General features: G+C 58.6%; 10 protein-coding genes. 6 read left to right on the forward strand and 4 right to left on the reverse strand.

The window, feature by feature from the left end; all coding sequences use genetic code 11:
- The first annotated feature begins 39 nt into the window (after window positions 1-39).
- Window positions 40-1,581 carry a sugar ABC transporter ATP-binding protein gene (locus RS75_RS04240; protein WP_045017668.1) on the forward strand — a complete coding sequence of 514 codons (1,542 nt, stop codon included), beginning with the start codon at window positions 40-42 and terminating at the stop codon, window positions 1,579-1,581.
- 32 nt (window positions 1,582-1,613) lie between these two features.
- Window positions 1,614-2,645, forward strand: a complete 1,032-nt coding sequence (locus RS75_RS04245; RefSeq protein ID WP_045017670.1) for an ABC transporter permease — start codon at window positions 1,614-1,616, stop codon at window positions 2,643-2,645.
- A gap of 100 nt (window positions 2,646-2,745) precedes the next feature.
- Here the strand turns inward: RS75_RS04245 and RS75_RS04250 are convergent, their stop codons facing one another.
- Entirely contained in the window at window positions 2,746-3,501 is a 756-nt protein-coding gene (locus tag RS75_RS04250) for a gamma-glutamyl-gamma-aminobutyrate hydrolase family protein (protein WP_045017672.1), read from the reverse strand.
- A 304-nt stretch (window positions 3,502-3,805) separates the two neighbouring features.
- Between RS75_RS04250 and RS75_RS04255 the strand changes: the two genes are divergently transcribed.
- Window positions 3,806-4,900, forward strand: a complete 1,095-nt coding sequence (locus RS75_RS04255) for a TRAP transporter substrate-binding protein (RefSeq protein WP_045017674.1) — start codon at window positions 3,806-3,808, stop codon at window positions 4,898-4,900.
- A 187-nt stretch (window positions 4,901-5,087) separates the two neighbouring features.
- On the opposite strand, the gene RS75_RS04260 is transcribed toward RS75_RS04255, so the two are convergent.
- Together RS75_RS04260 and RS75_RS04265 are read right to left on the reverse strand one after the other, a co-directional pair.
- Window positions 5,088-6,929, reverse strand: coding sequence for a TRAP transporter large permease (locus RS75_RS04260; RefSeq protein WP_045017675.1), 1,842 nt, complete (start codon window positions 6,927-6,929; stop codon window positions 5,088-5,090).
- A gap of 1 nt (window position 6,930) precedes the next feature.
- The gene (locus tag RS75_RS04265; RefSeq protein ID WP_234704224.1) at window positions 6,931-7,500 is read right to left on the reverse strand and encodes a TRAP transporter small permease subunit; all 570 of its coding nucleotides are present in this window, start codon (window positions 7,498-7,500) and stop codon (window positions 6,931-6,933) included.
- A 416-nt stretch (window positions 7,501-7,916) separates the two neighbouring features.
- Between RS75_RS04265 and RS75_RS04270 the strand changes: the two genes are divergently transcribed.
- Both RS75_RS04270 and RS75_RS04275 read left to right on the forward strand, forming a co-directional pair.
- Window positions 7,917-8,141, forward strand: coding sequence for an aa3-type cytochrome c oxidase subunit IV (locus tag RS75_RS04270; protein WP_045017681.1), 225 nt, complete (start codon window positions 7,917-7,919; stop codon window positions 8,139-8,141).
- Window positions 8,142-8,221: 80 nt separating this feature from the next.
- Window positions 8,222-8,755 carry a hypothetical protein gene (locus RS75_RS04275; RefSeq protein WP_162484788.1) on the forward strand — a complete coding sequence of 178 codons (534 nt, stop codon included), beginning with the start codon at window positions 8,222-8,224 and terminating at the stop codon, window positions 8,753-8,755.
- Between the two features lie 58 nt (window positions 8,756-8,813).
- On the opposite strand, the gene RS75_RS04280 is transcribed toward RS75_RS04275, so the two are convergent.
- Window positions 8,814-10,067: an NAD(P)/FAD-dependent oxidoreductase gene (locus RS75_RS04280; protein WP_045017685.1), complete on the reverse strand. Its 1,254-nt coding sequence runs from the start codon at window positions 10,065-10,067 to the stop codon at window positions 8,814-8,816.
- 323 nt (window positions 10,068-10,390) lie between these two features.
- On the opposite strand from RS75_RS04280, the gene RS75_RS04285 reads away from it, so the two are divergent.
- A complete protein-coding gene (locus RS75_RS04285; RefSeq protein WP_045017687.1) occupies window positions 10,391-12,127 on the forward strand; it encodes a methyl-accepting chemotaxis protein in 1,737 nt (578 codons plus the stop codon).
- The last annotated feature ends 27 nt before the right edge of the window (window positions 12,128-12,154 follow it).

The raw sequence follows: 12,154 nt of genomic DNA on the forward strand, positions 1-12,154 counted from the left end.
GCCGTTCTCCGGTCGTTTTTGTCTATCGTGGAGGATGAGATGGTCGTCAGTCCATCGACAATGGCCGCCGTGCGCGCCAGTGGCGCAGTGCCGAATGCAGAATATCTTCTCGCGGCGGACGGCATACGCAAGGAGTTTCCCGGCGTCGTCGCGCTCGATGATGTTTCGTTCCATCTCAAGCGCGGCACCGTGCACGCGCTGATGGGCGAGAATGGCGCCGGCAAATCGACGCTGATGAAGATTCTTGCGGGTATTTATCAGCCTGATGTCGGCGAAATTCGCCTGAAGGGCGCCGCGATACGTCTCGATTCACCGCTCGACGCGCTCGAAAACGGCATCGCGATGATCCATCAGGAACTCAATCTGATGGCTTATATGACGGTGGCGGAAAACATCTGGATACGCCGCGAACCGAAAAACCGGCTGGGCTTTATCGACCATGGCGAAATGTATCGGCGCACCCAGACGCTGCTCGAAAGGCTCGGCATCGATCTCGACCCGGAAATGCGCGTCGGCGAGCTGTCGGTTGCGAGCCGGCAGATGGTCGAGATCGCCAAGGCGGTTTCCTACGATTCCGACGTTCTCATCATGGACGAACCGACCTCGGCGCTGACGGAACGCGAGGTCGAGCATCTTTTCCGCATCATCCGCGACCTCAGGGAACGCGGTATCGGCATCGTCTACATCACCCACAAGATGAACGAGCTGTTCGAGATCGCCGATGAATTTTCCGTCTTCCGCGACGGCAAATATATCGGCACCCACGCTTCCACCGATGTGACGCGTGACGACATCATCCACATGATGGTGGGCCGCGAAATCACCCAGATGTTCCCGAAGGAAGAGGTTCCGATCGGCGACGTGGTGCTGTCGGTTAAAAACCTGACGCTCAAGGGTGTGTTCCACGATGTTTCGTTCGATGTTCGCGCCGGGGAAATTCTAGGCGTCGCGGGCCTGGTCGGCTCGGGCCGCTCGAATGTTGCGGAAACAGTGTTCGGTGTCACGCCGGCATCTTCGGGCACTGTTGAAATCAACGGTAAACCAGTCTCGATCACGAGCCCCACGGAGGCGATCCGCCACCGTATGGCGTTCCTGACGGAGGACCGTAAGGATACCGGGTGCCTGCTGATCCTCAATATTCTGGAGAACATGCAGATCGCCGTCCTGCAGGACAAATATGTCGCCAACGGCTTCGTGCAGGAAAAAGCGCTCTCCGAAGCCTGCGACGACATGTGCCGCAAGCTGAGGGTCAAGACGCCCAATCTTTATGAGCGTATCGAAAATCTGTCAGGCGGCAACCAGCAGAAAGTGCTGATCGGCCGCTGGATGCTGACCAAGCCGCGTATTCTCATTCTGGACGAGCCGACGCGTGGCATCGATGTCGGGGCCAAGGCGGAAATTCACAAGCTGGTCTGCGAGATGGCGCGCAACGGTGTCGCCGTCATCATGATTTCCTCCGAAATGCCGGAGGTTCTGGGCATGAGCGACCGTATCATGGTCATGCATGAAGGTCGCGTGACGGGTTTCCTTGACAGAAGTGAAGCCACACAGGTGAAGGTGATGGATCTCGCATCGCGGTGAGGCGTGCCGGGATTTCTCGAGGAGGAATGACTATGACTACGAACGCCGCCGCCAACGCAGAGTTGGATGCAAAATCCGGACGCAAGCCGCATCGGCGCATACCGCCGGAAGCAAATATATTTTTCGTGCTGATCGGCATCGCGCTGGTTTATGAAATACTCGGCTGGATTTTCATCGGCCAGAGCTTTCTGATGAACCAGCAGCGCCTGACGATCATGATCCTGCAGGTGTCGGTCATCGGCATCATCGCCGTCGGCGTCACGCAGGTCATCATCACCGGTGGTATCGATCTGTCTTCCGGTTCGGTGGTCGGCCTGACGGCGATGTTATCCGCCAGCGTGGGGCAATCCTCCACATGGCCGCGCGCGCTTTATCCGGGTCTTACCGATCTGCCTTTCTTCATGCCGCTGGCTGTCGGCATTCTGGCCGGCGCTTTGGCCGGTTTTATCAACGGGCAACTTATCGCGCGTACGAAAATCCCGCCCTTCATCGCAACGCTTGGCATGATGGTGACGGCGCGCGGTCTTTCCAAATGGTACACCAAGGGTCAGCCGATCTCCGGCCTGACCGATGGTTTCACCTTCATCGGCACGGGCGTCTGGCCGGTCGTGGTTTTCCTCGTCGTTGCCGTCATTTTCCACGTCGCGCTGCGTTACACGCGTTATGGCAAGTTCACCTATGCCATCGGCGCCAACCAGCAGGCCGCCCGCGTTTCCGGTATCAATATCGAGGCGCATCTGATCAAGGTCTATGCCATTGCCGGCATGCTGGCCGGTCTTGCCGGCGTCGTTACCGCCGCCCGTGCGCAGACGGCGCAGGCCGGCATGGGTGTGATGTATGAACTTGACGCCATCGCTGCGGCCGTTATCGGCGGCACTTCGCTCGCCGGCGGTGCTGGCCGCATCACCGGAACGGTGATCGGCACCATCATTCTCGGCGTCATGACGTCAGGTTTCACATTCCTCAGGGTCGATGCCTATTATCAGGAGATCGTCAAAGGTCTGATCATCGTGGCCGCCGTCGTCGCCGACGTTTACCGACAGAAGAAACGCGCAAAGCGCTAAACACTCCTCCTCCCGGACTTGGGGCAAGCTTTCAGGCTTGCCCCTTTTTTTATGCCCTGGCGATGAAGGCTTGATTTGCGTTGGAGGAAAGAGGCCGGTTTCAGGCCTTGCTGTTTCGGTACTCGTAAACAGCCTTGCCGAAGGCCTCGAACAAGGCTCGCGAGGGGGCATCCGTCTCGGCCCAATATTCCGGATGCCATTGCACACCAACGGCAAAGCCCTTGGCGTCGATCACGGAAACGGCCTCGATGGTGCCGTCCGCCGCCGTCGCCTCCACCTGCAGGCGTGGCGCCGTTTCAGCAATCGCCTGCCGATGCAGCGAATTGATCTGGATTTCGCCCGACACGCCGAGATGTTGCGCAATGCAGGAGCCTTCGCGCACCTGCACGGGCTGGCGAATGGCGAACGCCACGTCGCGGTCGTCATGTTCTGGCTTGCGGTGGTCCCAGATGCCGGGCTGTTCCTGTATTTCGGAAGCAAGGGTACCGCCCAGCGCCACGTTCAGCTCCTGAATGCCGCGACAGATGGCAAGCATTGGAATGCCGCGTTCCAGCGCGCGGCGGATAAGCGGCAGGCTGGTGGCGTCGCGGGCCGGATCGAATGGTCCGTCGCTCTCCTGCGCCTCTTTTCCGTAGAGGGAAGGGTGCACATTGGTGGCCGAACCGGACACGAGCAGGCCATCGACCCGGTCGAGGATGGCATCGACCTCATTGCCGTCCTCGAAGGCCGGAACGATGAAAGACATGACACCGGCCACCTTCAGCGCGGCGGAAAGATACTGGTTCTGGGCGGCGTGCCAGTCGGCTCCGGCGAAATGCCGGATGTCGGCGGGAACGGCGATGATGGGTTTTGGCATGGCGGCTCCAGGCGGCGAATCTCCGAAAATATGTGCGACTGCCGACGGGCCAAGTCAAGCATGCGTTTGGTGATGCCTCCACGATGTATCCGCCTAAAGTATGAGGCGGGATGAAGCCTTTTCAGTTGCAAACAGAATAGTACCGGCCCTTCCGGAAAATTCTCGAAAGGGCCGGTTTTTCGGCGGTTTATTCTTGGCGAGGGTGCTTGTCAGCAAGGCGGGACCGTGCATACTTCGCCTTGATGCCTGAACAGCAAAGGGGAAATTCAAGCTGCAGGCAGCGTTCATATCTGGGAGGATATAGATGGATCGCCGTTCCTTTATGAAAAAAGGTGCGCTTGCGGGAGCTGCTACGGCTCTTGCTGCGCCTGCCATTGCACAACAGAATACAAAGATCACCTGGCGTCTGACGTCGTCGTTTCCGAAATCGCTCGACACGATCTATGGCGGCGCAGAGGATATTTCCAAGCATGTCGCCGCCGCCACGGACGGCAATTTCACCATCCAGACTTTCGCCGCCGGCGAAATCGTCCCCGGCCTGCAGGCGGCCGATGCCGTGTCATCAGGCACGGTGGAAATGTGCCATACCTGCTCCTATTATTACGTCGGCAAGGATCCGACCTTCGCCATCGGTACGGCGATACCCTTCGGCCTTAATGCCCGGTTGACCAATTCCTGGTTCTACGAGGGCAATGGCAACAAACTGCTCAACGAGTTTTACGCCAAGCACAATCTCTACGGCATGATATCAGGCAACACAGGCGCGCAGATGGGCGGCTGGTTCCGCAAGGAAATCAACACCGTCGACGATTTCAAGGGTGTGAAGATGCGCATTGCCGGTCTGGCCGGCAAAGTGGTGGAAAAGCTCGGCGTCGTGCCGCAGCAGATCGCCGGCGGCGACATCTATCCGGCGCTGGAAAAAGGCACCATCGACGCTGCCGAATGGGTCGGTCCCTATGACGATCACAAGCTCGGTTTCTACAAGGTTGCGAAATATTATTATTACCCGGCCTTCTGGGAAGGCGGCCCGGTCATCCACTCCTTCGTCAATCTGGACAAGTGGAACAGCCTGCCGAAGCACTATCAGACGGTGCTGCAGGATGCCTGTGCCTTTGCCAACACCAATATGATGGCGAAATACGACGCCAAAAACCCGACAGCGGTGCGGCAGCTTGTTGCGGAAGGGGCCATCTTGCGTCCATTCAGCCAGGAAATCCTCGAAGCCTGCTACAAGGCCGCGTTGGAAGTCTACGCCAATATTTCGGCATCCAACCCTGACTTCAAGAAGATCTACGAGGATCAGGTGGCCTTCAAGCGCGAGGGTTATCTCTGGATGCAGCTTTCGGAGTATACGTTCGATACATTCATGATGATCCAGCAGCGTAACGGCAAGCTCTGATTATGCGGTGAAGGCGGACCGGCAAAAACCCCGGAGATTTCGGTCTCCGGGGTTTTTGTTGTGCGATTTTTCCGGGGTGCAGCCGCGCGGCGATCGGGCTTGCATGTGTCATGAGGGATGGCGAGGCCGCAGGCTTCGTCATCCCTTGGGAACATTGCATTCGCGGGCGGTTTCGGCAGGCCGGCGTTTACGGACCGATCTTCGGCGGCTGGCCGAGGTCGGGCTGTGCCGGTTGCTGCTGTCCGTTTTGCGGGCCGCCCAGATCGAGCGGCGGCAGACCGAGGGCCGGCGCCTGCGGGGCTGGCTGTGCCGGGGCTGGCCCGCCCAGGTTCAGCGGTGGAAGGCCCATGGAGGGTTGCTGCGGTGAAGTACCGCCGCCAAGCGGGGGAAGGGAAAGTCCGCCGCTTCCGGGGCCGCCCGGTATCTCGATCTTGACGGTATTGGGATCGACCGTGCTGTGACCGCTTTTGTAGGTCATGACCAGGCCGGGGAATGCGATGACGACCAGGATCATCGCGAACTGGATGACGATATAGGGAAACACACCCTTGTAGATTTCCGTCGTCTTCACGCCCGGCATCCTTTTGCCGGTGACCTTGTCCACCCAGGTGGAATTCGGGGCGATGGAGCGCAGGAAGAACAGTGAAAAACCGAAGGGCGGCGTCAGGAACGAGGTTTGCAGGTTGATGCCGAGAATGATGCCAAACCAGACCAGGTCTATGCCGAGCTTGTCGGCCACGGGAGCGAGCAACGGCACCATGATGAAGGCGATCTCGAAGAAATCGAGAAAGCAGCCGAGAATGAAAATGATGATCGTGACGACGATCAGGAAGCCGTATTCCCCGCCAGGCAGGGCAAGCAGCAATTCCTCGATCCAGACGTTACCGTTGATGCCGTAGAAGGTGAGACCGAAAACGCGGGCGCCGATGAGGATCATCATGACGAAGGCGGAGAGTTTGGTGGTCGCATCCAGCGCATTCTTTACCGTCGCAACCGAAAGTCTGCCTTTGGCGAGTGCGAGGATGAGTGCGCCGGTGGCGCCCATCGCACCGCCTTCGGTCGGTGTGGCGATGCCGAGGAAGATGGTTCCGAGAACAAGGAAGATCAGTGCCAGCGGCGGCACCAGAACGACGATTACCTGTTCAGCCAGACGCGAGATGACCTTCTTGCTCACCGCGCTGTTAAACAGGGCAACGAGATAAACCGCCAGGACGGCAAAGGCCAGCGCGGCAACGAGCCGCCATTCCGGGCTTGCAACGCCGGCGAAGAGCACATGCATCCCGAGGAAATAAAGCGCCACCGAAAGCGCGATCATCACGAGAAGCGATGTAACGCCGTTACCGAGCGTGCGTGCTTCCTTTGGAAGAGCAGGCACCATGTCCGGTTTGAAAATTGAAATCGCAAAGATATAAGCGCAGTAGGTGGCAATGATCAGAAGCGCCGGATAAAGCGCGCCGACATACATGTCTCCGACGGAGCGGCCGAGCTGGTCGGCCATGACGATCAGAACCAGGGACGGCGGCACGATCTGCGCGAGCGTGCCCGAAGCGGCGATGGTGCCGGCGACGAGTGGGCGGTTATAACCGTAACGCATCATGATCGGCAGTGAGATGAGGCCCATCGCCATGACGGAGGCCGCCACCACGCCGGTCGTGGCGCCCAGCAGCGCGCCGACGAGAATGACGGCATAGGCGAGGCCGCCGCGGATCGGGCCGAAAAGCTGGCCGATCGTATCGAGAAGGTCCTCCGCCATGCGGGAACGCTCGAGAATGATGCCCATGAAGGTGAAGAACGGGATCGACAGCAGCGTGTCGTTGTACATGATCCCGTAAATGCGTTCCGGATGGGATTGCAGCAAGGGCCAGAACAGGCGGATTTCTGGAGAAATCCAGGACAGTTCCACGCCCACCACGAAATAGATGAGGCCGCCGGCGGCAAGCGTGAAGGCAACGGGATAACCGAGCAACAGCATCAGCATCACGCTGCTGAACATTACCAGCGGCAGATTATGCGCGATCAGATCTATCATGTCAGTTTCCTGCCGTGCCGTTGGTTTCTGCTTCGTGCTCCGACAGCGCCGTTTCGCGCGGATCGGCCATGTATCCGGCGATCACCGCATATCGCTTGATGATTTCCGAAAACGCCTGGACCAGAAGCAGGGCGAAGCCCAGCAGCACGACAAATTTGGCAGGCCAGATGATCAGGCCGCCGGCATTGGACGACACTTCACCGGAGTTGAAGGAATTCCAGAACCAAGGCCAGGCCAGATAGGTCATCAACCCGGCAAAGGGGACGAGGAAAATGATGTGAAGGACGAAATCGACGATATCACGCGTGCGCTTCGACCATGTGGAGGACAGGACGTCGATCCGCACATGCTCGTTCTTAAGAAGCGCATACGCCGCCGCAAGCATAAAAACAGTGCCGTATAAATACCATTGCACCTCAAGCCATGCGTTCGACGACATGTCGAATACCTTGCGAACGACCGCATTGGTTGCGCTGATCAGCACCGCCGCCAGCAACAACCAGGACACAGATTGCCCTATAACCGTGGTGACCGCATCAACGGCACGGCTTATTCCCAATAAAAATTTCACTTTCCCCTCCTCAGGACCAGAACCAAGGTCCGGACCGCAGCATTTTTTATTGACGGCTTATGCCCTGTTGCCAAGCAAGTCCGATGTTTTCTTGTTTGCAGGTGCTTATTGAACTGCATTTCAAAAAGCAACTCCGAACGGCTTACCCCTCCTCTGGCAATCCCTCCCGGCAGCGCCTGCTACAATTTATCGTGCACGGATTTTACCCTGTGCGCTACAGCATCGGTCTTTCACGGCCTATTAAATTTCACTTTTCCACGGCTGCGACAAGCAACGTGGAGGCAATGATCCATTGCACTTTTCTCCGACTTCATGTTACCTCTGGCTCCGGAGAATCCGTCATGGACCCGTGATCGTCGGCGAGCAAATCGTCTTGTGCGGCGGGTATGGCGGATGGAGATAAAGGGGAAGCGGAAATGAGCGAACACCATACGGGTCCAGTCGAAGTTGGCGCCGAGATGAACTACGCCGAGCACGAAAAGACCTATAACGCTTTTCTGGCCATGACGAAATACGGCACCATGTTGCTGTGCGTGCTGATGCTGGCGATGGTCGCCGGTTTCTTTACCTCGGTGGGTTTCCTTGGCGGTCTCATCGTGTTCCTCGTCCTCTCGGCCGCAGGCTTCATTCTTCTGCGCTGAATTCCGTTCACGAGCGTTTCCCGGCGCGGAACATGGCGATGTTGGTCAGCCGGAAACGCCATGTTCGGAAGGGCCATGCAATGAAACGCCTGTTATCCTGTCTGTTTTTGCTGGCGGCGCTGTCATATCCCGCTTTGTCGCGCGATCTTTCGCCGTCTGAACAGGACAAACTGCATACGCAGATAGAGCGTTTCAGCGCGGCATTAAATGCGCAGGATTTCGAGACCGTAGGCCGGACGGTGCCGCCGAAAATCTTCGAGTTCATTGCACAGGATGCGGGTGTTTCTGTCGGGCAATTGCGCAGCGCTCTGACGACACAGATGCAAATGGCGCTCGCGGCAGTCAAGATCACCGAATTCACCATGGACACGCAGGCGATCAGCCTGGAGCAGACGTCTGACGGAACGCCCTATGCGCTCATTCCGACGAAAACGGTGATGGAAACCGGAGGCCAGACGATTGAAGCGAAGTCCCACACACTGGCGCTGATCGACGGTACGGGCTGGTATTTGCTGCGCGTGAGCGACCAGCAGCAGGTAACGATCCTGCGAAAGGTTTACCCGTCCTTTGCCGAGGTGGAGTTTCCGGAAGATTCCATGCAGCAGGTGAAATAGCCTGACGCTTCCGCCTGAACCGGAAACATTCTGGCTGATATCCAACCCGCCACCTGTCTCAGGAAAAGCGTCCCGGACGGAACGGATCGGCCGAAATCGCAGTCTCTTCGCCACTTGCCAGCTGCGTCACGAGGCGCGCGGTTGCTGCCGATTGCGTCAGCCCCAGATGGCCGTGGCCGAAGGCATAGATGACGGAAGTTGTGTTGCGGGCTGTGCCGATGACGGGAAGACAATCCGGCATCGAAGGACGGAACCCCATCCACTGCTGTCCGCCTTCCACCTTGAGGCCAGGCAGGAAACGTCCCGCCTTCTTCAGCATGGCTTCCGATCGTTTGAAATTCGGCTTCAGTTCCAGTCCGCCCAGTTCGACAGCGCCGCCGACGCGGATGCCCGAGGAAAGCGGGGTTACGACGAAACCGTGGTCGTTGAAATAAAGCTGGCGCGTCAGGTTGAAAGCGCCGGCGGGCAGGGTGGTGTTGTAGCCGCGCTCGGTTTCCAGCGGCACGATATTGCCAAGTGTCGCGGCGAGTTTCTTCGACCACGCGCCGCAGGCGATCACCACCTTGTCGGCATCGATCTTGTCGCCGTTTTCCAGCGTCACGATCGTGCTTTCGCCGACGGCGTCGATGCGTTCGGCCTCGCCCTTGCGCAGGCTTCCACCACGGGAAATCACCAGATCGAAAATGGCGCGGGTGAAATCGTAGGGATCGGAGACCTGCAGGCCGTCCGGTGAGAACATGGCGTGACGGAATTGCGGTGCAAGACCCGGCTGCAACTCGTCTATCTCATTGCGGCCGACACGCTGGGAAGAAAAGCCTGCCTGCTCCTTTTCATCCCAGTCCTTGCGGGCGGCGTTAAGGCTCGCCTCGCTGTCGTAGAGATCGAGCGTGCCGATTTTCGAAACGAAAGGAGCAAGCTCCGGCATGGCGGCGACATGCGCCATTTCCGTGGCCGCCAGCCGGTTGATTTCGCTGAGCGCCCTCAGCCCGTGGCGGAAGTTGCGCTCGGCGCTGGCGCGCCAGAAACGCCACAGCCAGGGCGCGATCTTCGGCGCATAGGCGGGCGGCACGCTGAGCGGGCCGAGCGGATCGAAAAGCCAGCGCGGCGCCTTTTTCATGATGCCGGGGGCGGGAATGGGAATGATTTCAGGAAAGGCCAGAATGCCGGCATTGCCGGAACTCGCGCCTCGGGCAACCTCGCCGCGCTCCAGAAGAACGACTTCGCGTCCGGCATTTTGCAGGTAAAGCGCCGCCATGGAACCGACAATGCCGGTGCCGATCACCAGCACGTCGCATTTCAGGGTTTTGGTCATCGGCGCTCCTGCAACACAAATATTTCAAGCTCGCCATAACAATGAATGCCGTCCCGTTGAAAGCCCACATCGCTCCGCGACCGCAGAAATATCGGCACTGTGGCAAATAAGCGTTTCCGGTTCGAGGCAGGGCGGTGGGCCAAAGCGTGCGCCTGCAACGGTTTTGTCGACAAATCTGTAGCCGGATTGATAGTTATAGATCATCATTAATCGGTATTTAACGGTGTCCCGCTAGTTTTGCGCGAAAGCAGACCGCTCCGATTTCATCTCCTGGATATCAAGGGAGGAGGAGGTCCGCATATCGGTCATTGATGGGGGAACGCATGTCTAACTTTTTCAATCTCGGTTCGGACGCATCTGCGATCCTCGACGCCCTTGGCCGCTCACAGGCGATCATCGAGTTCGATCTGGCTGGTAAGATTCTGAAAGCGAACGACAATTTCTGCAAGGCGGTCGGTTATCAGCAATCTGACCTCATCGGACGCTCCCACAGCATGTTCCTGTCGCCTGAAGACGCGGCTTCGCCCGAATACAGGGCTTTCTGGGCAAAACTGTCGCGCGGCGAATACGATCAAGGGCAGTACCGGCGGCGTGCGAAAAGCGGTGACGATATCTGGATCGAAGCCTCTTACAATCCGGTTTTTCGTTTCGGCAAACCTTACAAGGTGGTCAAGATCGCAACCGATATCACCTCGATGAAGCGCAAGAGCGCCGAGGATGACGGCAAGCTGGTGGCGCTTTCCCGGGCGCAGGCGACGATCGAGTTTACGCCGGACGGAAAGATCCTCGGCGCCAACGAGAATTTCCTGACCGCGCTCGGTTACACGGCGGAAGAAATTATCGGCAAACATCATTCGATGTTCTGCGATCAGACCTATGTCCGGTCCCAGGAATATCGCTCCTTCTGGGAAGACCTTCGTTCAGGAAGTTTCTCCTCCGGGCAATTCATGCGGCTCGGCAAGGATGGCAAACGCGTCTTCATTCAGGCGTCCTACAATCCGATCCTCGATGACCGGGGCCGTGTCTTCAAGGTCGTAAAATTCGCTTTTGACGTCACCGACCGGATGCATGCGGTTGAGGAACTTGGTGCGGCACTCGAGCGGCTTTCACAATGCAATATCCGGCTGACGCTGGATAGGCCGTTCGTGGGCGAGTTCGAAACGCTGCGACGCGATTTCAACAAATCCATCGCGGAATTCCAGAAGACGCTGGAGAATGTTCTCGGCCAGACGGACGAGCTGAGCAGAAGCAGCCAGGAAGTCAGCGATGCCTCCATCAATCTCGCCGAGCGCTCGCGCGAGCAGGCAGTGGCGCTGGAAGAGACCTCGGCAGCGCTTGAAGAGATCACCTCCACGGTCCGTTCTTCGACCGAAAATACCAAAGAGACGCGCAAACTCGTTCAGAGCGCACGTACATCGACGGCGGCCTCGACGGAGGTTGTCGAGCGGACCGTCAACGCCATGCAGCGCATCGAGACGGCATCGCGGGAAATCAGCCAGATCATCGGCGTTATCGACGAGATCGCCTTCCAGACCAACCTTCTGGCGCTGAATGCCGGCGTGGAAGCAGCGCGCGCGGGCGAGGCGGGTAAGGGTTTTGCCGTGGTGGCGCAGGAAGTGCGCGAGCTTGCGCAGCGTTCCGCCAAAGCCGCAAAGGAAATCAAGACGCTCATCAACAAGTCCGGCGCGGAAGTTCTCGAAGGCGTCAGGCTGGTGGGTGAGACCGGCGAGGCACTGAAGCAGATCGACGGATTGGTCAGGCACATCGACGGCAATGTCGACATGATTGCCAAGGCCGCCGACGAGCAGGCCATCGGCATCAGCGAAATCAACAAGGCGGTTGGCCAGCTGGACCGGATGACGCAGGAGAATGCCGCCATGAGCGCCCGCACCACGGCAATCAGCACCACGCTGGCGCAGGGAGCCGATGTGCTCGCGCAACTGGTCAGCCTGTTCAAACTGAACCGCCGCACGGTTCAGCGCGAAGACGGATCGTCTGTCCGGTCAGATTTCTCGAATGCCGCTCGGCAGGGTCGGCAAGCAGACCGCGCCGCCGCCTGAAGGGGCGGGCTTGCCGCCTGCTTCCGT

Source organism: Rhizobium nepotum 39/7 (assembly GCF_000949865.1).
In the GTDB taxonomy this organism is placed as follows: domain Bacteria; phylum Pseudomonadota; class Alphaproteobacteria; order Rhizobiales; family Rhizobiaceae; genus Agrobacterium; species Agrobacterium nepotum.